Raw genomic sequence first — 23,112 nt, 5'->3', positions numbered from 1 at the left:
AGACTGTAATGCATGACGCGTACGGATGACCAACAGACCGCATTCCTGCCTCCGATGAAGTGGAACGCGTGGGGTGATCCGGCGGAGGTGAAGCCACTCTCCGACGGGATCCGCGCGCTGCTGAAGCAGGCGCTCGGGGTCGACGGTCCGGCGGCGGCCGAACTCCAGCAGGACGAGGTGCGGTTGCGGCCATCCGCGCTCTCGGCGGCCGACCGCTCAGGACTGGCCGGAATCGTCGGTGCAGAGTTCTGCAGCGTGGCCGATCGCGGCCGACTGCTCCGCGCCGGGGGCAAGTCCACTCTGGACCTGTTGCGCCGCAAGGATTCCGGGGTCCAGGATGCACCCGACGCGGTGCTGTTCCCCGGCGATGACGAGCAGGTGGCCGAGCTTCTCCGGTACTGCGCGGACCACAGCATCGCGGTGGTCCCGTTCGGTGGCGGCACGAGCGTCGTCGGTGGTCTTGATCCGATCCGCGGCGACTTCAAGGCGGTGATATCCCTCGACCTGCGCCGGCTGGATCAACTGCACGCGCTCGACGAGGTGTCCGGCGAGGCGGAACTTGGCGCCGGACTCACGGGGCCGGAGGCCGAGCGCCTGCTGGGCGACCGCGGCTACTCCCTCGGTCACTTCCCGCAGAGCTTCTGTTTCGCGACCATCGGCGGGTTCGCCGCGACGCGGTCGTCCGGCCAGGACTCCGCAGGTTACGGCCGCTTCAACGACATGGTCAGGGGCCTGCGCGCGGTCACCCCGGCGGGCGTGCTCGATCTCGGTCGGGCGCCCGAATCCGCGGCCGGGCCCGATCTCCGGCAACTGCTGATCGGTTCGGAGGGCGTGTTCGGGATCATCACCCGGGTCCGGGTCCGCGTGCACCCCGTGCCGGCGGCGACGCGGTACGAGGCGTGGTCGTTCCCCGACTTCGCCGCCGGCGCCGATGCGCTGCGCGCGGTCGCCCAGAGCGCCACCGGCCCGACGGTGATCCGGCTGTCCGACGAGGCAGAGACCGGCGTCAATCTCGCCACCACCGACAGCATCGGCGAACAGCAGATCACCGGGGGCTGCCTGGCGATCACGGTGTTCGAGGGGACCGAGGCGCACGTCGAGAGCCGACATGCCGAGACGCGGTCGGTGCTTGCCGCCTGCGGCGGCGCATCGCTGGGTGACGCACCGGCGCACGCCTGGGAACACGGGCGCTTCGGCGCGCCGTATCTGCGCGATTCGCTGCTCTCGGCGGGCGCGCTGTGCGAAACGCTGGAGACCGCGACCAACTGGTCCAATCTGCCCGCGGTCAAGGCCGCCGTGACCGAGGCACTCACGAATTCACTCGCCGAGTCGGGAACGCCGGCGCTGGTGCTGTGCCACATTTCGCATGTGTATCCGACCGGCGCCTCGCTGTACTTCACCGTCGTCGCCGGGCAACGAGGCAATCCAATCGAGCAGTGGCGCAAGGCAAAGAGCGCCGCTTCCGATGCGATGGTGCGCACCGGCGCGACCATCACCCATCACCACGCCGTCGGCGCCGATCACCGGCCGTGGATGCGCCACGAGGTCGGCGATCTCGGCGTCGCAGTGCTGAGGGCGGTCAAGGCGACGCTGGATCCGATTGGAATCATGAACCCGGGCAAGCTGATTCCGTGACGATCAGCGGTCGCGTCACCATGCTGACCAACCCCGCGTCGGGGCATGGCAGCGCGCCCCACGCAGCCGAACGTGCAGTTGCGCAGTTCCACAAGCGCGGCGTTGACGTCGTCGCGATCGCAGGCACGGACGCCGTGCATGCGCGACGCCTCGTCGAGGGCGCACTGGAGCGCGGTATGGACGCGCTGGTGGTCGTCGGCGGTGACGGCATCATCTCGCTTGCGCTGCAAGTACTCGCCCAGACCGACATCCCGCTGGGCATCATCCCGGCGGGCACCGGCAATGACCACGCCCGGGAATTCCGGGTTCCCACATCCGATCCCGAGGCCGCCGCCGACGTCGTCGTCGACGGAGTCGTCGACACGGTTGATTTGGGCCGCATCAAGGCCGCCGACGGCACCGACAAGTGGTTCGGCACCGTCATGGCCGCGGGCTTCGACTCGCTGGTGACCGACCGGACCAACCGCATGCGGTGGCCGCACGGCCGGATGCGTTACAACGTCGCGATGGTTTCCGAGCTCTCCAAGCTTCGGTTACTCCCGTTCCGGCTGTCATTCGACGGGCGCCCGTTGGAGACTGACCTGACGCTGGCCGCGTTCGGCAACACCCGAAGCTACGGCGGCGGCATGCTGATCTGCCCCGACGCGGACCCGACCGACGGCCTGCTCGATGTCACCATGGTGCAGTCGGCGTCGCGCACCCGGCTGATCCGGTTGTTCCCCACCGTGTTCAGGGGCACTCACGTGGATCTCGACGAGGTGCGCACCGAGCGCGCCCGCACGATCACGGTGGACTCCCCCGGCATCAATGCCTACGCCGACGGCGAGTACGTCTGCCCCTTGCCCGTCGAGGTGTCGGCCGTCCCCGGCGCGCTGAAGATCGTGCGATCCGGCCCCTGGAGGGGCAAGCCCGCGTAGTTCTCGGCCAACCCCGTGGCTGCGGCGTCGCTGCTGAACACCCACCTCAGCTGCGACAGCTGCAGCTGCGCATCGAACGGGTCGCCGCTCTGATGCAGCATCCGGGTCATCCACCAGGAGAAGTGCGTACAGCGCCAGACCCGATGCAGGGCGGCGTCGGAGTACGCGTCGGCCGGTCCGCTGTGGTGCTTCAACAGCGCGGTCAACGCGGGGGCCAGGAGGGCGACGTCGGCGATGGCGAGGTTGAGTCCCTTGGCGCCGGTTGGCGGCACGATATGGGCGGCGTCGCCGGCGAGGAACAGCCGGCCGTAGCGCATCGGGCTCTGCACATAGCTGCGCATCGGCAGCACACTGCACTCGGTGATCGGGCCGGTCTGTAGTGACCAGTCGTCGATGCCCTCGCCGAGCCGGCGCGCCAGCGCATCCCAGATCTGCCCGTGCGACCAGTCATTGACGTCCGTGTCGTCGGGCACCTGCAGATAAAACCGGCTGACGTCGTGCGACCGCATCGAGTGCAGCGCGAACCCGTCGGGATGCCAGGCGTAGATCAGCTCGTCGGTCGAGGGTGCGACATCGGCGAGCACGCCGAGCCATGAATACGGATAGGTGTACTCCCAGACCTGCTTGAAGCCGTCGGGGATCGCGGAGCGGCTTGGCCCGAACGAGCCGTCACAACCGACGACCACGTCGGCGTCGATCCGCTGCGGTGTGCCGTCTGCGGCGGCAAACGTGACATGCGGACGTTCGGTGGTGACGTCGTGCAGGGCGACGTCGCCGGCTTCGTAGAAGATTCGTTGACCGCCGGCGGTACGGGCGCCCACCAGATCCTTCTGCACCTCCGTCTGCCCGTAGACCCAGACGCTGCGGCCCACCAGGTCGACGAAGTCCAGATGGTGACGCTCACCCGGTGTCTGCAGATAGATCCCGCGGTGCTCCATTCCCTCGTGTTCCAGCCGGCGGCCCAGCCCGGCCGAACGCAACAGCTGCACCGAGGACTGCTCGAGAATTCCGGCACGAATACGCGCCAGCACATAGGCTTCCGAGCGGGCTTCGATGATGACCGATTCGACTCCGTCGGCCGCAAGCAGGTGGGACAGCAACATGCCGGCCGGGCCGGCTCCGATGATGACGGCGGGCACTCGCATGACAACCAGTGAACGTCATACCCGCGTCGTCGGCTAGCTGTACTGACCTGAGAGGTTAGGTACGCGGCTGGCGGGTGGTTGACCCTTGAGTGCTGTGTGGCCGCGGTGGTGATTGTAGGTGTGGAGCCATCGCGGGAACTCGTCGCAGCGGTCGGCGTCGCTGCGGTAGAGCCGGGCGTAGGCCCATTCGTCGGCCAAGGTCCGGTGGAATCGTTCGACCTTGCCGTTGGTTTGCGGCCGATAGGGGCGGGTACGGCGGTGCCTTATGTCACTCAAAGCGTCGCGGAATTTATGTGAACGATAACAGGATCCGTTGTCAGTCAATATGGTTCGGACCGTAAAGCCGCACTCGGTGAACCAGGCGTTCGCGCGCAGCCAGAATGCTGCGGCGGTCTCTTTGCGTTCATCTGCGAGCAGTTCGGAGTAGGCCAGCCGCGAGTGTGCGTCGATGGCGGTGTGCAGGTAGTGGTAGCCGCGCAGTGAGTCGCCGTTACGGCTGCGCTTACCGGAGCTCCTATCGGCCCAGGCGTTGCGTTTACCGGCGGCGCGGCCCAGCATCCGCCAGCCCCCGCCTGCGGGAATCTTGCCGAGTTTCTTCACATCGACGTGGACCCAGGTCCCCGCAGCGGGCGGCCTCCATGCGTCGGATCACCCGCCCGGTCGGACGGTCCAGCCAACGCAATTTGGCCAGCCGGTACCGGGTCAGCACCCGATGCACCGTCGAGGGATGCAGTCCCAGCAGATAGCCGATGCGGGCAGGTCCCCACCGGCGGATAACCCGCACCTTGATGATTCGTCGCTCGGTGCGTGTCGGGGTCTGGTTGGGGCTGCGATGTGGGCGCGATGACCGATCAACCATCCCGGCCCGGCCCTGGGCACGGTAGCGGCGCGCCCAGCGGGCCGCGGTAGTCGCGGACACCTGAAACCGTTCCGCAGCTCGGCGCAACGGCCAGCCGTCCTCCACGACACAACGAGCCAGACGCAGCCGACCAGTTTCCGACAATGGGGCATTACGGTGGGACACGAAGACCTCCGGTGAATGAGTGCGTTCCTAAGCAGCTCGCACTTCACTCGGAGGTCTTCGTCTTGTCACCCCGCCACGCCGTCACCAACGTCCGTGGTCAGTACACCTAGTCCACGCTTGGCTGTTGCCTAGCCCACGCCACTGAGCCAGCTCACCTCCGCGGTGTCCCCGCCGTCGCGGTACGGCTCAAGAGCATCGTCCCACGCGGTGCCCAGCACCGAATCAAGTTCGGCCGCCAACATGTCGGCGCCCGAGGCCATCAAGGTCCGCAGTCGCATCTCCCCGACCATCACGTCACCGTTGGCGCTCATCGCGCCGCTCCACAGACCGAGCTGCGGGGTGTGACACCAGCGATGCCCGTCGACTCCGGCGCTCGGGTCCTCGGTCACCTCGAACCGCAGCACCGACCACGACCGTAACGCGTTCGCGAGCTGGGCTCCCGTTCCGACCGGCCCGAGCCAGTTCGTGACGGCACGCAGCTGCCCCGGCATGGCCGGCTGCGGGGTCCACTTCAGATTCGCCCTCGCCGACAGGGTCGACGACAGGGCCCACTCGACATGTGGGCACACCGCCGCGGGTGAAGCATGGATGTAAACCACGCCCGTCGCCGCGTCGGCGAATTGGTTCGCTGCACGCATTTGCTGCTCCTCCGGCTCCACGAGGGACGTCTTCCCCAACGACCTGGTGTTTCCGAATTACAGCTGTGTCGTGCGTGTCTATTGTGCCTTGTGATACACCTGTTGCGCTAGTCTGCGCCGAATTCTTTCAGGACTTCGTCAGACAGTGGCGGCCACAGGGGGTTGGCCCAGCCGTCGAAGTTGCGGTCGGTCAGTACGACGAGCGCCAGATCAGCGACGGGATCGACCCACAAAAACGTCCCTGACTGGCCGAAATGTCCGTAAGTACGGCCCGAGTTGCCCGACCCGGTCCAGTGCGGCGTCTTGCCGTCCCTTATCTCGAAGCCCAGCCCCCAGTCGTTGGGCCGCTGCACCCCGTAGCCGGGCAACACGCCGGCCAGTCCCGGAAATTGCACATCGGTGGCGTCGGCGTGCATCTGCTCAGACACCGTCCCCGGCCGCAACAGGTCGCCGGCGAACGAAACGAGGTCGACGACGGTCGATGTCGCGCCGTACCCGGCGGCCTCCGTTCCGCCCTCCAGAAACGTGTCGGCCATGCCGAGGGGTTCGAAGACGGCCTCGGCCAGATAGCGGGCGAAGTCGATCTCGGATGCCTGCTGCACGGTGTCGGCGAGCACTCCGAAGCCGTAGTTCGAGTACACCCGCCGTGCGCCGGGAGCGTTCAGCACCTCGGGCGAGTGCATCGAGTAACCCGAGGCGTGGGCGAGCAGATGCCGCACGGTCGACCCTCGCGGTCCGGCCGCAGTGTCGAGGTCGATCACGCCCTCTTCGATCGCGATCTGGGCGGCGCGCGCGACGAGCGGTTTGGTGACCGACGCCAGCGGGAAGCGGCGGCGGGTGTCGCCGTGCGTGGCCAGCAGACCGGACGGCCCGATCACCGCCGCGGCGGCAGTCGGGACTGGCCAGTCGTCAAGGGCATCCAATGCGCTCATCGCGCTGGAGCCTAGTTCCTCCTCCATGCCGACACGATGGCCGCCACGTGCCGGGCGTCGGTGCCGCAGCAGCCGCCGAGTATCCGGACTGCCGGCAGCCGATCGTGCAACGCGGCGATCTGCGCACCGAGTGCCTCGGGGTCGCCCTCGTCGAGTTCGGTCGCCTCGTCGAGCTCGGCGTGGCTTTTCGTCGATGCGTTGGCGCGTACGCCGGCGAGCCGCTGCCGCCACGCCCCGTCCTGTGTCAGCGTCGAGGAGAAGTGCGTCGGGTGGGCGCAGTTGACCATGAAGTAGGCGGCAGCCGCGTCGGTGGCCGCGTCCACGTGCTCGATCGCCTCACGCAGAGTCTGGCCGGTGGGAAGACTGCCGTCGGTCTCGACCGTGAAGGAGATGGCCGCCGCAATGCCGGCTGCCGAAGCAGCGCGGACGATACCGATCGCCTCTTCCGCATTGGTCATCGTGATGGCGGTGACCTGGTCGGCGGACGTGTCGGCGAACGTGCCGATCTGCACGGCGTGGTACCGCTCGGCTTCCTCGGGTGTCATCACACTGCCGGGGTCGTAGCCGTCGCCGCGCGGGCCGATGCAGCCACTCACCACCGCGGTGACGCCGTCGGCCGCCGCCGCCGCCCGAACCTCCTCGGCAAAACCCACTGCCGAGCGATTGACGGCGTCGAGCTGCTCGGCCGGATAGCCGAGTTGCTCGGCCCAATCCGGGTTGGCGCGCCATGTCGGTGTCTCGATGACGAAGCCCGCGCCGTGTTCGCGCGCGATGCTCAGGTAGCTGTCGTAATAGCGACGCAACCGGGCGCGGCCGTCGGGGTTCTCGAGCAAGGGGAAGGCGGCAAACAACGGCAGATCGATGCCGTGGTGGAAGATCAGCTCGGTCTCGATACCTCCGTCGGTGACGAAGAATCCGTCCGTGGTGGTCATGGTGGCTACTTCCGGGCGATGTAGTAGTAGTTCGCCGGGTCCGACTCGATCTCGCTGATCGTCACGTCGCTGAATCCGGCATCCGCCAGCATCGACACGGCGAGCTGGCGACCCCAGCAGGTGCCCAGCCCGGCACCGTCCAGCGCCAGCGACACCGTCATGCAGTGCATCGTCGACACCGTGTACTTGTAGGTCGCCAGCGGAGCGCCGATGTTGTCTTCCACATTGCTGGAGGCCTTGATATCGACCATCAGCAACACTCCACCCGGGCGCAGCGCACGGTGAATGTTGGCCAGCACCTGCGCGGGTTGCGCCTGATCGTGAATCGCGTCGTAAACCGTGATCACGTCGTACGCGTCATCCGCATCGATTCGCGCCACGTCGGCTCGGGTGAACGTCGCGTTGGTCAGGCCGAGTCCTTCGGCCTCGGCGGCGCCCGCCGCCAATGCCTCCTCGGAGAAGTCGATGCCGGTGAAGCGGCTCGCCGGGTACGCCTTCGCCATGACATTGACGGCATGTCCACTGCCGCAACCGATATCGGCGACGTCCACGCCGACCTTAAGACGCTCGGGCAGACCGTCGACCAGGGGCAGGATCACGTCGACGAGCGCGGCGTCGAACACCCCGGCCGTGTGCTCGGCCTGCAACGCGTGGAAGCGCGGATACTCGCTGTAGGATAGGCCGCCGCCGTTGTGGAAGCAACCGATGATCTTCTGCTCGACCTCACCCATCATCGGGAAGATCTGTGCGATACGCGAAAGATTGTCCGGCTCGGCGGCCCGCGTCAGCACCGCCGCGCGGTGGCGCGGAAGGGAATACGTCTGGGCCGCCGGATCGTAATCGATTACCCGACTGGCGACTACGCCACCGAGCCACTCACGCACATAGCGTTCGTTCAGGCCGGCGGCGTCGGCGATCCGGGTGCTGGTGGCCGGTGGAAGCTCGGCCATGGTGTCGAACAACTTGGTCTGATGTCCGATGGACAGCAGCAGCGCGAGCGCGGCGCTGTCGATCACTCCGACCATGCGTTCGGCGAACTCTTCGGTGGCCTCGGCGGCCGTGGACCGGTTTTCGTCAAGTGTCGTCATAGCATTCCGATAAACGGTGCAGCCCGTCAGATAAGTTCAATCGAGCGCTTCGCCAGACCCATCCAGAAGCCGTCGATCACCTGCTTGGCGGACTGAGCGGGATCGCTCGACGCGCCGAGCGAGACGAAGAGCGGCGAGAAGTGCTCGATCGTCGGGTGCGCGTACGGCATGCCCGGGGCCTTGTTCCGAAAGTCGATGAGCGCATCGACGTCTCCGGCGGCGAACAGCTCGCCCGCCCATCCGTCGAATTCCGTCGACCATCCCGGCGGGACCGCATCGGGCGACGGGTCGTCGAGGAACGGCAGCCCATGCGTGGTGAATCCGGAACCGATGATCAGCACCCCCTCGTCGCGCAGCGGCCGCAACCGTTCGCCGAGCTGCAGCAACCGTTGCGGGTCGAGAGTGGGCATCGATATCTGCAGCACCGGGATGGTGGCCTCCGGGTACATGACGGTCAGCGGCACATAAGCGCCATGGTCAAGTCTGCGGTGCGGATCGTGGGCGACGGGCTCGTCGTCCGGCATCAGCGCCTCGATCCTGGCCGCCAACTCCGGTGCGCCCGGCGAGTCGTAGGTGACCTCGAAGTAGCGCTGCGGGAAGCCCCAGAAGTCATATGTCAGCGGGGTATTGGTGGTGGTCGATCCGATGGTCAACGGAGCGGCCTCCCAATGAGCCGAGACGACGAGGACGGCGCTCGGTTTCGGAAGGTCGTCGGCCCACGCCGTCAGTTCGGACACCCATCGCTGGCTGTCGACCAGCGGCGGTGCGCCGTGCGAAAGATAAATGGTGGGAACCATACCCCTAGCCTCCCATTCCGGGCGCTAGGTTGTAATGCATGACTCAGACGGTGCGCGGTGTGATTTCACGGAGGAAGGGTGACCCGGTCGAGGTGGTGGATGTCGTCATCCCCGACCCCGGTCCGGGGGAGGTCGTCGTGGACATTCTCGCCTGCGGTGTCTGCCACACCGACCTGACCTACCGCGAGGGCGGTATCAACGACGAGTACCCCTTCCTGTTGGGCCATGAGGCCGCAGGCACCGTGGAGTCCGTCGGTGCCGGCGTCACGCATGTGGAGCCCGGCGACTTCGTGATCCTGAACTGGCGCGCGGTATGCGGGGAATGCCGCGCGTGCAAGCGCGGACGGCCGTGGTACTGCTTCGACACGTTCAACGCCGAACAGAAGATGACGTTGACCGACGGCACCGAACTGACTCCCGCGCTGGGCATCGGCGCGTTCGTCGAGAAGACGCTGGTCCACGAGGGCCAATGCACGAAGGTCGACCCCGCCGCCGATCCAGCGGTGGCGGGCCTGCTGGGGTGCGGGCTGATGGCTGGAATCGGCGCGGCGATCAACACCGGCGCGGTCAACCGTGACGACACCGTTGCGGTGATCGGCTGCGGCGGTGTGGGCGATGCCGCGATCGCGGGGGCGCGACTGGTCGGGGCCAAGCGGATCATCGCGGTCGACACCGACAACAAAAAGCTGGACTGGGCTCGCGGCTTCGGCGCCACCCACACCATCAACGCCCGGGAACTGGACCCGGTGGAGACCATCCGGGACCTCACCGACGGTAACGGGGCCGATGTGGTGATCGACGCGGTCGGCCGCCCGGAGACCTGGAAGCAGGCGTTCTACGCCCGCGACCTGGCCGGAACCGTTGTGCTGGTAGGTGTTCCGACCCCGGACATGACCCTGGAGATGCCGCTCGTCGACTTCTTCTCCCGCGGCGGGTCGCTGAAGTCGTCCTGGTACGGCGATTGCCTGCCCGAACGCGACTTCCCCACTCTGATCAGCCTGTACCTGCAGGGCCGGTTGCCGCTGGAGAAGTTCGTGTCCGAACGCATCGGCCTGGACGACATCGAGGAGGCCTTCCACAAGATGCACGCCGGCGAGGTGCTGCGCTCCGTGGTGGTGCTGAAGTGAACGGCGGCCCGATCACCCGCGTGGTCACCCACGGCACATTCGAACTCGACGGCGGCAGTTGGGAAGTCGACAACAACATCTGGATCGTCGGTGACGATTCCGAGGTGATCGTGTTCGACGCGGCGCACGAGGCGGCCCCGATCCTGGCGGCCGCCGGTGGCCGCAACGTGGTCGCCGTGGTGTGCACGCATGGCCACAACGACCATGTGACCGTCGCGCCCGAGCTCAGTGAGGCCCTGGACGCCCCGATCCTGTTGCATCCCGCCGACGACGTGCTCTGGCGGATGACGCACCCGGACAGCAACTTCCGCCCAGTCGAGGACGGCGAGACACTGCGCGTCGCGGGCACCGAATTCCGTGCGATCCATACTCCCGGGCACTCACCGGGGTCGGTCTGCTGGCACGCCCCCGACTTGAACGCCGTCATGAGCGGCGACACGCTCTTCGAGGGCGGTCCCGGCGCGACGGGCCGTTCGTACTCCGATTTCCCGACGATCCTGACCTCGATCTCGGAGAAACTCGGCAGCCTACCGCCGCACACCGTGGTCTACACCGGTCATGGGGACTCCACCACCATCGGCGACGAGATCGTGCACTACGACGAATGGGTCGCCCGCGGCCACTGACTACCACTCCCCGCCCCCGTGAGCGTGCGTCGACTTCGACAATCCGTCGGCGTGTCGGCCACAGACACGCACGCTCGGCGGGGTTCAGCTGTCGAGGAGGCGGCGCTTCTCGGCCTCGAACTCGTCTTCGGTCAATGCGCCCGAGTCGCGCAGCGCGGCAAGCTGCTTGAGCTGCTCGATGCGGATGCCCTGGTCGCTCGGTGTGTAGATGGGTGCCAGCGATATCAGTCGTGCGTTGCCGGCCGGCTCGTCGAAGTTGCGCAGTTCATGCTGCTCGAACGGCTCGAGAGGTACCTTCTTGGCCGACCGGGCCGACGAGACCAGCGCGACGACGAGCTCCAGCACGCCCCACCCGAGCAGCCCGGCGAACACCCACGTCAACCAGCCGTACGAACTGCCGTGGCCGAAGGCCAGCCGGGGACTGATGTACCCGCCGATATTCCCGTTGGTCACAATGTCGTAGGTGCCCTCCTGGGCGATCTGAACCACCCACACCCGTACGTGCGTATCGCTGTTCACCGTCGTTGTGCCGCCGACGCTCTCGGCCACTCGAGGTTGCGGGGCGCCCTCGGGCGGAGTGATCGTGAACTGGAGGTCGGGGATCGGAAACCCACTCGACGGGCTGCCGGTGACCACCGTGTGGAAGCTGACCGTCACCTCACCGGCGGGTAGCTGCAGGCTGGTCGAACCCGGGACCTTCACCTCGCCGTACGCGTCGTAGTCGTCGAGCACGAACGCGTTGAGGACCAGCATGGCGACCAGCCCGACGCCGGCGGTGACCAGCGTGACGACCGCTGAGATGACGGCGATCCGTGGAGCGGACCTTCGGCTCATGGCCGAAGTCTGTCACGGCTCGGGTTGCGCCGAGGCGCCAATCAGCGTTGTCGCGGCTTCGTCGGTGCCGACCGCGACCGCCAGCTACCGTCGTAGTGTGCCGGAATCCAGCATCGTCGTGCGGCCGGAGCCGATCGAGAGCGGTTCCTATTCGGCCAGTTCGCGGCTTCAGGCTGCCGGATTGCGTCCGGCGATCAAGCTTTTCGAGGAAGCGGCGGCCGCCGTGCCGCTGCCGGCACCACCCCAACCGGTCGTGATCGCCGACTACGGCGCATCGACCGGACACAACTCGCTGCTGCCGGTCTGTGCGGCAATCACCGTGCTACGTAAGCGCACTCGACCCGAGCATTCGGTGCTGGTCGCCCACACCGACGTCCCGGACAACGATTTCACCGCGATGTTCCGGACGCTCGAGGAGGACCCCGACAGCTACCTGCGCCGCGATGCGGCCACCTATGCGTCGGCCGTCGGCCGCTCCTTCTACACGCAGATACTGCCGTCCAACAGCGTCAATCTCGGGTGGAGCGGCTGGGCGATCCAATGGCTGAGCCGGGTGCCCGCCCCGATCCCCGACCATGTCCAGGTCGCCTACAGCGGCGACGAGGGTGTCTGCGGTGCGTACGCCAGACAGGCCGCGCACGACTGGCATGAGTTCGTGGCGTACCGCGGCAGGGAGTTGTGCCCCGGCGCCCGTCTGGTGGTGATGACGATGGCCGTCGACGGCGAAGGTGAGTTCGGCTACCGTCCACTGCTGACCGCCCTGATGGATACGCTCGGCGAACTGGTCTCGGCCGGGTCGATCACCACCGACGAGCAGCACCGGATGTGCATCCCGACGGTCGGCAGACGCGCCGCGGACTTTCTGACGCCGTTCGCGCCGTCGGGCAGGTTCGAGGGACTGGAGATCGAGCACCTCGAGGTGTTCGATGCCGAAGACCGCTACTGGGGCAAGTACCAAGCAGACAGGGACGCAAAGGCTTTCGGTTCGAAATGGGCGGCATTCGTCAGGGCGTCGGTTTTCCCGACGCTGGCGCTGGCACTTGAAGGCGGCGGCCGCGACGACCCGCGCAGGACGTCGTTCTTCGACCAGTTGGAGGCGGGCGTCGCCGCGCGGTTGGCGGCCGCGCCGGACCAGATGCAGATCCCGTTGGCCCACCTGGTGTTGACCAAGCGGCCGAAGGCGAAGTAATCATCGCTCATCACGTCCGCGTGAATCGCCCGGCCATCCGGTCACGAAAGGTGTTGCGGTAGCCCTGCGGTACGATGCCGGTCAACCGGCGGAACTGGTCGCGGAAGTTGGCGGCCGAGGTGAACCCGACTTCGCGGCCGACCCGTTCGACGCCGTGGGACGGGCTCTCGAGAAGCTGCTGGGCGTGGCGGACCCGCACGCCGGTCAACCATTGCATGGGCGTCTGCCCGGTCTCGGCCGCGAAGCGGCGATTGAGGGTGCGCACGCTGACGGCCGCCTTGGCCGCGATGTCGCGCAGCGTCAGGTCGCGGTGGGCCTCGCGTTCGAGCCACGCCAGCACGTCATCCAATTCGGTCCGGGCGGCAATGCGATTGACGGGGAACCGGTTCCGGAGGATGAACTGTGCCTGGCCGCCGCTGCGGTGCAAGGGCGCGACGGCCTGGCGGGCGGCGTCAGCGGCGACGCCGGCTCCGTAGTCGCGCTGCACCATGTGCGGGCAGAGATCGAGACCGGCCGACGCGCCCGCCGACGTCAGCACCTGGCCCTCGTCGACGTAGAGCACGTCGGGGTCGAGGTGCACAGCGGGATGCATGGCGCGGAACAGATCGGCCGCCGGCCAGTGCGTCGTCGCCCGCCTGCCGCCGCAACCGTGAACGCCGCCGAGCAGATCGAGGCGATGCGCGTTCCCGCCGCGAACGCCGAACGCAACGCGGCCAGCACCGCCGCGGGCTCGTCGGTGGTGACGTCGTTGCGGCCGGGCACCACGATGGTGTGCCACTGGCACCGGGGCCGGGATGCCCCGACGATGGCCGGGTGCACGCTCAGATTCTGTTGTTCGACGGCTTCGATCCCCTGGACGTGGTCGCACCGTTCGAGGTCCTCGCCGCGGGCAGCGACGCCGTAGGGGGCACGCTGCACGTGGAACTCGTCTCCGCCGAGGGGCCGCGGCCGGTGGTGAGCGGAACCCGCGGCCTCGTCCTCGACGCCACCGCGCTTCTGGATCCCGGGAAGGCCGGCTATGTCGTCGTGCCGCGAGCGTCGGGTGCCCTCGACGGGGATCCCGACGACGGCGCCGTGACCATCCCGGTGCTGCTCGCCCGGTTCGGTGAAACCGCCGCGGTCCCGTTGATGCGCCAGGCACTGGCCAACCCCGATATCACGGTCGCCACCGTGTGCGGCGGCTCACTCGCCCTGGCGATGGCCGGCCTGCTCGAGGGCCGCCACGCCGCCACCCACCATCTCGGCATGGATGTGCTCGAGGCGACCGGGATGAACATCATGCACGCCAGGGTGGTCGACGACGGCGACCTCATCACCGCGGGCGGTGTGACGTCGGGCCTCGACCTCGCGCTGTACCTGCTGGACCGCGGCTACGGTTCACGTGTCGCACTCGCCGTGGAATCGCTGTTCGCCTACGAGCGGCGAGGAACGGTATGGGCCGATCGGCGAGTGGGACGTCACCATCAAGACCTCGGTCGGGTCGTTGACAGTCCTCTACGAGTTCAGCGAATCCTGCGGCGGTACAATCGGTTCGGCGTCACTCAAGGGGGAGACCGTGCCGCTGCGCGACCTGCAGGTCGACGGCACGATCGACGGGGACACGTTGAGCGGTCACTCCCGCGCCGGCAGGCTGCCACGGTCAGCGGTGACGGGCGTGCGGCGTCAGGGTGCCATTTCGTAGGCGCCGTCGTAGGCCTTGACGCGTTCCCAGACGCGGTCGAACCGCGCCGCGTCGGGCACCGGCTTGCGGATCGCCCCGAGCGCCCAGTCCTGTTGCGCCTGTGTCGACGTCGGCTTGCCATGCAGCGCAACGGCATACATGCCGAAGTCGCGGATCTGGAAGTCGAAGATCGCATCGACGATGTCGTCGTCCAGTCCGGTCAGCGCCGCCTGCTCGAGAATCAGCTGGCCGTAGACGATCAGCGAGAACAGGTGCCCCACATTCAGCAGGAAATCCAGATCCTTCTGCTGGTCGCCATCGGGAGCGGCGGCCGTCAGCAGGCCCCGGAAGGCCAGCGCCTGCTCGTAGAACCTGGCGACATTCGGGATGTGCACGTGGCTCTCGTACACCGGGTTCCAGTCGGCGAACTGAATCGCACCGGCCCCGCGGGTCGGGCCCTGATTCCAGAAGAAGGTGTCATCGGCGGCGTCGTTGCGCGTCTGAATCTCCGGATACTGCTTCGGATTGAGCATGTAGTTCGGCATGAACTTCAGCACCAGTCCCACATTGACGTGCACGGTGCCCTCCAGTCGCGGCAGGCATCCAATGAGTTGGGCGACTTCCCGGAACATGGTGTTCTTTTCGTAGCCTTTAGCCGCGATGATGTCATGCAGGGAGCGCATGACGGTCTCGCCCTCCATCGTGACCTTGGCCTTGGTCATCGGGTTGAACAGCAGGTAGCGCCGGTCCTCCAGGCTCGCGCTGCGGAAGTAGTCGACCGCTCGCCTGCTGAACGCCTTCATCGCGATCATGCGCGCGTACGCGTCGACGAAATTGGCCCGCACATGGCTGAAGTCGGTGACCGGGTTGCCGTAGAGGATGCGGTTCTGCGCGTGCGTGATCGCCTCGTAGAAGGCGTGCTCGCACATGCCGATCGACGACGAGCACAGGTTGAACTTGCCGACGTTCACCGTGTTGAGCGCGGCGGCGAAGGCTTCGACGCCGGTGTGCAGGATGTCCTCGGCCCGCACCGGATAGTTCTCCAGCCGGAACGTGCTCACGTAGATCTGCATGTGCACGACGTTGTCGACCAGGTGGTAGTTCTGGTGGCGGCTGTCGGCGGCAAAGAACACGTACCCTTCCTGACCCTCGACGTCACTTCGCCTACCGAAGACCGATACCAGGCTGGCGACGTTGCCGTTGCCGATGTAGTACTTCTCCCCCGTTGCCCGGTACAGGATTCCGTTGGCCCGGTCCTCCTCGCCTGCGGGGGTCAGCACCATGTCGGTGCTGTAGACGTCGGCCCCGTGTTCGCGCTCGGACAGCCCGAACGCCATCACCTCCCCGGCCTCGAGATCGTCGGCAGCCCGCAGCTTGGCGTCCTTGTTCTCGCTCTGCCAGACCGGCCCGAGGCCCAGGATGGTGACCTGCTCGGTGTACCAGTAGGTCAGCCCGTAGAAGCCGAGGATCTCGGCCAGCGCGGCGTTGCGCGCGCCGTCCCAGCGCTTGTCGGGATTGCCGTCGGCGAATTCCGACGGGGTGAGAAAAGTGGCGAACAGCTTCTCCCGCTTGACAAAGTCGACGAAGTCGGCGGGCCACTGCGCGCTCAGGTCGTCATCGAGGATGCGCTTCTTGCCCCGGCCTTCGAAGAAGTCGATGGTCGCCCGCAACAGCCGCCGCGTCTCGGCGTCGAACTCCCTCGGGTCATACGTGTTCGGATCGAAAAGCAAACCGTCCGTCTCAGTCATGGCGCACAGCCTAGGTGCGCACCGAGACTAGGGAGGGGGTTGCGGGCCAATCGGGATCGTGGGCCCACCAGGGAACAGGGTGATGGGTGGCAACGTGAACGGGGGCGGCGGGGTCGGCTCCGGCGTCGGCTGAGGGGTCGGCTCCGGCGTCGGCTCAGGTGTCGGCTCAGGGGTCGGCTCGGGGGTCGGCTCGGGGGTCACCGGTGGAGGCTCCTCGCCGGTGGCCGGAGGGGGTGGCGCCTCCGTGACGGTCACCGGCGGCGGTGGCGCCTCCCGTGTCACGGTGCGCGTCTCCGGCGCCTGAGTCTCGGGCGCGGGTGCGGGTGCGGCCGGCGGGGCGACGGCCGCGGTGGGTGCGGTCGTGGTGGCCGGCGGCACCGAGGACACGGTGGTCGATGCCGGCGACGGCGTGTCGTCGCCGCGCATCACGAACATCACACCCACCGCCAGCGCCGCCAGCAGGACGAACACCCCCGCACCCACCGCGGCTGCCGGACGGCGGTACCACGGTGGCGCAGCCACCTGCTCCTGATCGGCCTCGTGGTCGAACTGCATCTGTGGCCTGGGGACCGGGGCGCCGTCACCGGTGGCAGCGCCGTCGTAGTCGTACGGGTCGTTCGGCATGACGTCGGGAATGTCGTCGGCGTCCGACCATGCCAGCGCGGGCGCAGCCTCAGGCGCCATCTCGGTGGCCGCACCTGCCGCCACCGCAGGCGCCGCGGCGGCGATGGTCGGGCCCTCCCCGAACGTGCCGCGCACGGCGGTGAGCCCGGCCCCGATCGCCGCTGTCAACTCCGGCTGAGCGGTCGTGATCACCGGCACGCGAAAACGTTCGGAAAGCGTCGTGGTGATGATCGGGATCCGGGCCCCGCCGCCCACCGTCGCCACCGCTACCAGATCGCGAATTCCGGTGGGCTCCAACTGTTCGGAAGCACCAGCGATCAGACCGACGAAATCTGCAAGCGGAGCGCGGATGGCCTCGTCGAGTTCGGCGCGGGTGAGTCGCACCTCCCCGCGGTGTCCGGGAAGTTCCGCGGACAGCGTCGTGACCGCAGCCGTGGACAACCGTTCCTTGGCGCCGCGGCATTGCGCACGCAATCGGCTCAACGACCCGATCGCCGACGTGCCGGAAAGGTCGATCGTGCCCGCGGCGGTGAGGTCGTCGATGACATGGGTGAGCAGGGCCTGATCGATGAGATCGCCGGAGAAGTCGGTGTGCCGGACCGTCGGCCCGATCGGTTGGAAGTTGGCCGCGTCGGCGAACGTGACGCTGGTGCCGCTACCGCCGAAGTCGCACAACGCAATGACGCCACGGGTCGGCAGCCCGGGGTCGTTGTGCAACGCGGTCAGGGCGGCAGCGGCATCCGACACGACGGCCGCCCGCTTCGGGCTGTGGAATTCCGCGACGTCCGCCAGCGCCCGGTGCAGGGCGTCGACGGCGGTGGGTCCCCAGTGCGCGGGATAGGTCACCCCGACCGGATCAGCGGGTGGGCGGCCGCGGCCCAGCGCATAGAGCATCGACCGCAACGCACCGGCGAGCACCGACTCGGCGCGGTGGGCCGATCCGTCGGAGGCCACGATGTCGACCGGGTCACCGACGCGGTCGACGAAATCGGTGATGATCAGGCCGCGTTCGTCCAGATTCGGATTCTGGCTCGGCACGCCGACCTCGGGCGGCCGGTGTCCGAACAGCGTCACCACCGAGGACCTCATCACTGCGGTCCTCGCCACCACGACGGCTGCCAGGTTGGTGGACCCAACCGACAGCCCTACCCCATCAGCCATGTCATCCCGTCTCGCAGCAACCTTATCCGGCAGTCGATCGGGTTCGACGGCGTTACTCAGCGAATGGTGCCGACCCCCGGAATCAGCGGTAGATCCAGTGCGGTCACCCACCCTGGTGAGAGTTCGTTGACGGCGGGCACCGCGTTCAGCGCGCGCAGGCCGGTGGCCAGGCAGCCCGCGGCTGCGGCGTCACGCCCGGAGCCGTCAGTGAAGCGGAAGGCCGTCTCCTGGGAGATGCTCGGGGTGCCTTCGATGTCGACCCGGTAGACGTCGTTCTCGTTGCCCGACGGCCACTCGGGCGCGGCGTCGTTGCCGATTCGATTGACGTGCTCGAGCTGGATGCGGGTCTCGCCTCGATAGATTCCGTTGATCGTGAACCGAACGGCCGCAACATTTCCCGGCGCGATAATCCCCTTGGCGGTCTTTCGCTCGTTGGGGGTGACCCACTTGTGCCACGTGGTGGTGATCTCGTCGAGCATGATGCCTGCCGCATGCGCGATCATCGGGACCGTGGCGCCCCAGGCGAACACCAGGATGTCGGGTGTCTCGAGCAGCGGCCGGTACTCCGGCGGCCTGCCGATGCCCATCTCGAATTCGTAGTCGCCTTCGTAATTCGTGTAGTCCAGCAGTTCAGAGGCGCGGACCTTGCGGACCTCGGAGCACAGGCCCATCAGCGTCATCGGGAACAGGTCGTTGGCGAAGCCGGGATCGATGCCGGTGGTGAAACATGACGATTCGCCCAATTCGCAGGCTTCGGTGATGGGTTCGATCCAGTCCGGCGGATTGAGGTGCATGGTGGGCCACACCCACGGCGTCATGGCCGTCGAACAGACGTCGATACCGGCCCGCAGGAATCGGGTGATCAACGAGATGTTGTCGTCGGCGTGCGCGGCCGTCGGCCCGTAATGCACCAGCGCGTCGGGTGCCGCGGCGATCAGCGCGTCGACGTCATCGGTGGCGGTCACCCCGATCGTCGTGCCGAGGCTGCAGATGTCGCCGGCATCGCGGCCCACCTTCTCCGGGTTGCTCACCCCGACGCCGACCAACTCGAACAACGGATGCTCGACGATCTCCGCGATCACCATCCGGCCGACGAATCCGGTACCCCAGACGACGACTCGTTTCTTGCCCGAATTAACTGCCACGCTCGCCAGTTACCTTCCGCTCGACCCCCGTACGGCCTTCACCATAGGCGGGCTCGGCTTCATCCGTGATCGACTTGGAGAGCCGCCTGATCTCGGCTCGCAGTTCCTCGATATGGGCCACCGTGACCGATTGCTGGGCGGCGTCCTCGACGGAAATGCTCTCGATGATCCACGACGCGAGGGTCGCCGTGACGACGCCGAGCAGGCTGATGCCACCGATCATCAGGGCCGCGGCGACGAGCCGCCCCTGGCCGGTGATGGGTATCAGGTCCCCATAGCCCACGGTGGTCACCGTCGTCATCGCCCACCAGAGCGCGTCGGGAAACGTGGTGATCTTCGAGCCGGGCTGATGCCGCTCAGCCTGCAGAATCGCCAGAGCGGCGGCGTAGATCATGACGACGGCGCCGCATGCGGTAAAGACGATGACCCGGCCCCGGATCGTGTGACTGATGGCCCGCTCCAACACCTCGATCACCACGGCCAGGCTCAACAGCCGCAGCGGCCGCAGGAACGGCAGCACCACGATCGCGAGGTCGAACAGGTGCCGCACGAACCATGTGAAGCGGGGCTCGGCGAGGTACAGCCGCGCGAGGTAATCGGCGACGAACACCAGATAGGTGATGCGCATTGCGAGGCTCAGCATGGCGGCGGCGCGCCCACGCGGTTCGGCGAGCACCTCCACCGAATACATACCGAGAAACACCATTGCCACAGCGGCCAACGGCCATTCCGTGCGGTGTTCGAAGCGTTTGAGACGAGTTTGCGTGGTCATCAAGCGCTGACCTTAATGCGGCCAGCCCGCCAGCGCGGTGTCGGCGACCTCGTGCAGCTCTTCCAGGCTGGCGCCGCTGCGGGCTTGAACCGAAATGCCCTGGCAGACCGCGTTTATCCACCGCGACAAGGCAAGGGTGTCGGCGCCGGGCAACTCACCGGCCGCCTGTGCGTCGTCGAAGCGCCGGGCCAGCGTCTTGACACTGTCGTCGCGCCATTCGGCCAACGCCGTCCGGACGGCTGCGGACTCTTCGTCCGCCGCTAGCGCCCCCTGCACCAGCAGGCATCCGCGCGGGCGGCCTCGACAGGCGGTGGCGTCGGCCGCGCCGTGCACCATCGCGCGGGCCACCTCCCAGGCCGTCGGCCGGAACAGCGCGTCGGCGATGTAACCGCCGGGACCCGCGACATATCGCTGGACGGCCTGGACGAACAGTTCCTTCTTGGACCCGAATGCGGCATAGAGGCTTCGGCGATTGATTGCAGTGGCGGCGGTGAGGTCGGTGATGGACACACCGTCGAAACCGTGTTCCCAGAATAGTTCCATCACCGTCTCCAGAACCGCATCCGGATCGAACTCACGCGGGCGTCCCACCGCCACGGCACACCTCCTATCCTGACCGTGACACCCGTCACAGGCGGGAATGTTCCTCCGTCTCCCCACGATTAACCACATCGTACTTAGTAACCAATCGGTTCGAAAATGACAGGCACCCGAAAGGACGAAAGCATGACGGCAACCACTGAGGGCGTAGCGAAAGTCCAGCCTCTGGCCGGGCGGCGCGCGCTGGTGACGGGGGGTGCCCGCGGCATCGGCGCGGGGATCGTGCGGCGGTTGGCGGCCGACGGGGCCGCGGTCGCATTCACCTACTCGTCGTCGGCGGCAGACGCGGAGAAGCTGGCCGCCGAGCTCACCGCCGACGGCGCGACCGTCGTCGCGATCCACGCCGACAGCGCCGATCCCGAACAGGTCGTCAAGTCGGTGGACGAGGCGTCGTCGAAGCTGGGTGGACTGGACATCCTGGTCAACAACGCGGGTGTGGCGTATGCCGGTGACGTCGCGACGTTCCCGCTGGAAGACTTCGAGCGATCGGTGGCGGTCAACATCCGCGGCGTGTTCCTGGCGAGCCAACGAGCGCTCGCGCATCTGGGTGACACCGGCCGCATCATCAATATCGGCAGCATCAACGCCGAGCGGGTGCCCGGTCCGGGACTTGCGGTGTACGCCATGACCAAGGGCGCCGTCGCCGCCCTGACGCGCGGGTTGGCCCGCGACCTCGGGTCCCGTGGCATCACGGTGAACAACGTCCAGCCCGGGCCGGTGAACACCGACATGAATCCAGACGTAGGCGATTTCGCCGACGAAATGCGGTCGGTAATGGCGCTGGGCCGTTACGGGCACCCCGACGACATCGGTGCCGCGGTGAGCTTCCTGGCAGGACCGGACGCCGCCTACATCACCGGCGCGCAGTGGAACGTCGACGGCGGTTTCACGGTCTAGCGATCAGAGGTTGATCGGGTCGGGCGGGGTCACCGCTGTGGAGGTGTCCCTGAGGGTGGCTCTGAATTGCATTGCGCGATAAGGCCACCCGTTGGTGATGTGCCATTGGGACACCACCAGCCCGACACCACCCTCGATGTCGAGGCGGGAGCCCGGGAGCAGATAGCCGCCGTAGAGCTGAGCGACCTGGTTCGCCATGTGATCCTCATCGTTCCACGCGGATCCGACGACCGGAGTCTGGATAGGCGTGGTGTGCAGGTCGGCCAGCGGTGAAGCCACCACGCGGTACCCGAGTGCGTACTGCGACGCCAGGAACCCGCCGAGAATCCACGCGCCGCGAGCCGTGCGGCGAAACGTCAACTCGCCCCACCTCTCGGCGGCGGGCGTGATCGGCGTCGCCCGCTCCCCCCAGCCCCATCGGCGACCGTCCCAGCCCCAGCTCGAATAGCGTGACCGGTCCCCGATGTGCTCGGGACGCACCCGCATCAGGATGATGCCCTTGTCGCGCTGAAATCCGGTAGCCACCACATATACCCACCCATGGTCGGGGTCGTGGTCCCAGGACCAGCACTGCGCGAATCCGTTGTGCAGGTCGGCGGGGAACTTGGCGTCCCGCCCCATGTGTGTCCACGACACACCGCTGTCGTCGGACCGCCAGATCTCGGTCCACACGACGTGGCCGATCCCGCGGTTGACGATGGCGTGCAGATAGATCGAATCATCCACCCGCAGTAGGTCGGACGGGATCACCGTACTGATGCCGCCACGCCTCCAGCCGGTTGCGGCGTCGTCGTGGATGTAGTGCCAGAGCTGGTGCGCGTAGTCGGGATCGGCGCCTCCGGCGCGTTCGTAGACGATCTCGTGGCCGGCGTCGCCGGTTCCGATCAACACGACTGGCGAACGCCAGTCGCCCTCCCCGACCCGACGTCCCGAAAAGGTGTCACCGAACACCGACACCAGCGTGCCGTTCGGCGCCACCACCGACGCCCCGAGATCGGCGCAGGTGACGCCCCAGCGTCCGGTGCGGTCAGGGCCGGTCAAGTCGGCGACCTTGCCGTTCGGTAGCGGGACGCTCGACCGTTGCGGCATTCGTGTCCCCTCAGAAGCAGCGCTTCAATCCGCCCGGCTCGCAGTAGAGCGGATACTGCTCGACCGGAATCGGCAGCGGCTCCTTGAACGACAGCGTGAACGGGAAATCCATTCGGCCCGGCGGCAGACCGCAGACATCGGTGTGGAAGACAGTGCGATTACCCGTCATCGTGACATCGTCGAACGTGAAGGTTTCGACGGTCGGCACCCAGCTACCGTCGGAGCATTGCATGCCCTCCTTCTGGGGCGAGGAATACGACCACTGGCCACCCGTGAGAACGGCATCACCGCCGACGAGTCCGTCCGTGCCCGCCACGTGAAGCCGGCATGCGACAGGCAGATTCAGCGCCTCACGCAGATCGCCGACGACCGGAACGCACGACGGATAGATCGTCCACTCACCACCCCTGCCCTGCTGCGGTGTGTAGTTGTAGATGCCCTGCATCACCTGGTCCGCGTGGCCGGGCCCGGCGACTCCCAGCGCGGCGCAGGCGAGGACGGCGGCTGCGGCGAGCGCCCGGATGGTCTTCAC

Annotated in this window: 21 protein-coding genes and 3 pseudogenes; 8 read left to right on the top strand and 16 right to left on the bottom strand. The window is 67.3% G+C overall.

Annotated elements, in window-relative coordinates:
* The first annotated feature begins 54 nt into the window (after nucleotides 1-54).
* Together ACVWWN_RS18715 and ACVWWN_RS18710 are read left to right on the top strand one after the other, a co-directional pair.
* Nucleotides 55-1,635, top strand: a complete 1,581-nt coding sequence (locus ACVWWN_RS18715; protein WP_457149184.1) for an FAD-binding oxidoreductase — start codon at nucleotides 55-57, stop codon at nucleotides 1,633-1,635.
* A gap of 20 nt (nucleotides 1,636-1,655) precedes the next feature.
* Nucleotides 1,656-2,552 carry a diacylglycerol kinase gene (locus ACVWWN_RS18710; RefSeq protein ID WP_457149183.1) on the top strand — a complete coding sequence of 299 codons (897 nt, stop codon included), beginning with the start codon at nucleotides 1,656-1,658 and terminating at the stop codon, nucleotides 2,550-2,552.
* Here ACVWWN_RS18710 and ACVWWN_RS18705 read toward each other — a convergent pair.
* The 7 genes and pseudogenes from ACVWWN_RS18705 to ACVWWN_RS18675 form a co-directional block, all read right to left on the bottom strand.
* Nucleotides 2,447-3,697 carry a 4-hydroxybenzoate 3-monooxygenase gene (locus ACVWWN_RS18705; RefSeq protein ID WP_457145191.1) on the bottom strand — a complete coding sequence of 417 codons (1,251 nt, stop codon included), beginning with the start codon at nucleotides 3,695-3,697 and terminating at the stop codon, nucleotides 2,447-2,449. The genes ACVWWN_RS18710 and ACVWWN_RS18705 overlap by 106 nt on opposite strands.
* Before the next feature lie 33 nt (nucleotides 3,698-3,730).
* Nucleotides 3,731-4,721 (bottom strand): annotated as a pseudogene (locus ACVWWN_RS18700) (IS481 family transposase).
* A gap of 128 nt (nucleotides 4,722-4,849) precedes the next feature.
* Nucleotides 4,850-5,359, bottom strand: a complete 510-nt coding sequence (locus ACVWWN_RS18695) for a DUF3145 domain-containing protein (protein ID WP_457145190.1) — start codon at nucleotides 5,357-5,359, stop codon at nucleotides 4,850-4,852.
* 107 nt (nucleotides 5,360-5,466) lie between these two features.
* Nucleotides 5,467-6,291, bottom strand: coding sequence for a serine hydrolase domain-containing protein (locus ACVWWN_RS18690; RefSeq protein ID WP_457149182.1), 825 nt, complete (start codon nucleotides 6,289-6,291; stop codon nucleotides 5,467-5,469).
* 11 nt (nucleotides 6,292-6,302) lie between these two features.
* On the bottom strand, nucleotides 6,303-7,223 hold the full coding sequence (locus ACVWWN_RS18685; protein ID WP_457145189.1) for a homocysteine S-methyltransferase family protein: 921 nt from the start codon (nucleotides 7,221-7,223) through the stop codon (nucleotides 6,303-6,305).
* 5 nt (nucleotides 7,224-7,228) lie between these two features.
* A complete protein-coding gene (locus ACVWWN_RS18680; protein WP_457145188.1) occupies nucleotides 7,229-8,311 on the bottom strand; it encodes a class I SAM-dependent methyltransferase in 1,083 nt (360 codons plus the stop codon).
* Between the two features lie 26 nt (nucleotides 8,312-8,337).
* A complete protein-coding gene (locus ACVWWN_RS18675) occupies nucleotides 8,338-9,108 on the bottom strand; it encodes a dioxygenase family protein (protein WP_457145187.1) in 771 nt (256 codons plus the stop codon).
* Between the two features lie 38 nt (nucleotides 9,109-9,146).
* Between ACVWWN_RS18675 and ACVWWN_RS18670 the strand changes: the two genes are divergently transcribed.
* Together ACVWWN_RS18670 and ACVWWN_RS18665 are read left to right on the top strand one after the other, a co-directional pair.
* Nucleotides 9,147-10,235: an S-(hydroxymethyl)mycothiol dehydrogenase gene (locus ACVWWN_RS18670; protein WP_457145186.1), complete on the top strand. Its 1,089-nt coding sequence runs from the start codon at nucleotides 9,147-9,149 to the stop codon at nucleotides 10,233-10,235.
* A complete protein-coding gene (locus ACVWWN_RS18665) occupies nucleotides 10,232-10,861 on the top strand; it encodes an MBL fold metallo-hydrolase (protein ID WP_457145185.1) in 630 nt (209 codons plus the stop codon). Before ACVWWN_RS18670 ends, ACVWWN_RS18665 begins: the two co-directional genes overlap by 4 nt.
* 84 nt (nucleotides 10,862-10,945) lie before the next feature.
* Here ACVWWN_RS18665 and ACVWWN_RS18660 read toward each other — a convergent pair whose 3' ends face one another.
* Nucleotides 10,946-11,695: an SHOCT domain-containing protein gene (locus tag ACVWWN_RS18660; protein WP_457145184.1), complete on the bottom strand. Its 750-nt coding sequence runs from the start codon at nucleotides 11,693-11,695 to the stop codon at nucleotides 10,946-10,948.
* Between the two features lie 97 nt (nucleotides 11,696-11,792).
* On the opposite strand from ACVWWN_RS18660, the gene ACVWWN_RS18655 reads away from it, so the two are divergent.
* Nucleotides 11,793-12,884: an SAM-dependent methyltransferase gene (locus tag ACVWWN_RS18655; protein ID WP_457145183.1), complete on the top strand. Its 1,092-nt coding sequence runs from the start codon at nucleotides 11,793-11,795 to the stop codon at nucleotides 12,882-12,884.
* 10 nt (nucleotides 12,885-12,894) lie between these two features.
* Here ACVWWN_RS18655 and ACVWWN_RS18650 read toward each other — a convergent pair.
* Nucleotides 12,895-13,655, bottom strand: a pseudogene (locus ACVWWN_RS18650) (GlxA family transcriptional regulator); the annotation flags it as partial.
* 42 nt (nucleotides 13,656-13,697) lie between these two features.
* Between ACVWWN_RS18650 and ACVWWN_RS18645 the strand changes: the two are divergent.
* Both ACVWWN_RS18645 and ACVWWN_RS18640 read left to right on the top strand, forming a co-directional pair.
* Nucleotides 13,698-14,330, top strand: a pseudogene (locus ACVWWN_RS18645) (DJ-1/PfpI family protein); the annotation flags it as partial.
* On the top strand, nucleotides 14,326-14,565 hold the full coding sequence (locus ACVWWN_RS18640) for a hypothetical protein (RefSeq protein WP_457149181.1): 240 nt from the start codon (nucleotides 14,326-14,328) through the stop codon (nucleotides 14,563-14,565). The pseudogene ACVWWN_RS18645 and the gene ACVWWN_RS18640, both read left to right, overlap by 5 nt.
* Here ACVWWN_RS18640 and ACVWWN_RS18635 read toward each other — a convergent pair.
* From ACVWWN_RS18635 to ACVWWN_RS18615, 5 genes are read right to left on the bottom strand one after another with little or no spacing between them, the layout of a single operon-like run.
* Entirely contained in the window at nucleotides 14,547-16,292 is a 1,746-nt protein-coding gene (locus ACVWWN_RS18635; protein WP_457145182.1) for an acyl-CoA dehydrogenase family protein, read from the bottom strand. The genes ACVWWN_RS18640 and ACVWWN_RS18635 overlap by 19 nt on opposite strands.
* Before the next feature lie 27 nt (nucleotides 16,293-16,319).
* Entirely contained in the window at nucleotides 16,320-18,077 is a 1,758-nt protein-coding gene (locus ACVWWN_RS18630) for an Hsp70 family protein (RefSeq protein ID WP_457145181.1), read from the bottom strand.
* 56 nt (nucleotides 18,078-18,133) lie between these two features.
* Entirely contained in the window at nucleotides 18,134-19,222 is a 1,089-nt protein-coding gene (locus ACVWWN_RS18625) for an NAD(P)H-dependent amine dehydrogenase family protein (protein WP_457145180.1), read from the bottom strand.
* Entirely contained in the window at nucleotides 19,212-19,994 is a 783-nt protein-coding gene (locus ACVWWN_RS18620) for a potassium channel family protein (RefSeq protein ID WP_457145179.1), read from the bottom strand. Before ACVWWN_RS18620 ends, ACVWWN_RS18625 begins: the two co-directional genes overlap by 11 nt.
* Nucleotides 19,995-20,006: 12 nt before the next feature.
* A complete protein-coding gene (locus tag ACVWWN_RS18615) occupies nucleotides 20,007-20,591 on the bottom strand; it encodes a TetR/AcrR family transcriptional regulator (RefSeq protein ID WP_457145178.1) in 585 nt (194 codons plus the stop codon).
* Nucleotides 20,592-20,720: 129 nt separating this feature from the next.
* Between ACVWWN_RS18615 and ACVWWN_RS18610 the strand changes: the two genes are divergently transcribed.
* Complete coding sequence (locus ACVWWN_RS18610) at nucleotides 20,721-21,491, top strand: 3-oxoacyl-ACP reductase family protein (protein WP_457145177.1); 771 nt, start codon at nucleotides 20,721-20,723, stop codon at nucleotides 21,489-21,491.
* Between the two features lie 3 nt (nucleotides 21,492-21,494).
* Here ACVWWN_RS18610 and ACVWWN_RS18605 read toward each other — a convergent pair whose 3' ends face one another.
* Both ACVWWN_RS18605 and ACVWWN_RS18600 read right to left on the bottom strand, forming a co-directional pair.
* A complete protein-coding gene (locus tag ACVWWN_RS18605; protein ID WP_457145176.1) occupies nucleotides 21,495-22,580 on the bottom strand; it encodes a DUF4185 domain-containing protein in 1,086 nt (361 codons plus the stop codon).
* 10 nt (nucleotides 22,581-22,590) lie between these two features.
* Nucleotides 22,591-23,112: a hypothetical protein gene (locus tag ACVWWN_RS18600; RefSeq protein WP_457145175.1), complete on the bottom strand. Its 522-nt coding sequence runs from the start codon at nucleotides 23,110-23,112 to the stop codon at nucleotides 22,591-22,593.

The organism is Mycobacterium sp. URHB0021 (genome assembly GCF_054057895.1).
The sequence above is the reverse complement of the archived record's forward strand: the minus strand, read 5'-3'. Positions and strand labels throughout refer to the sequence as shown.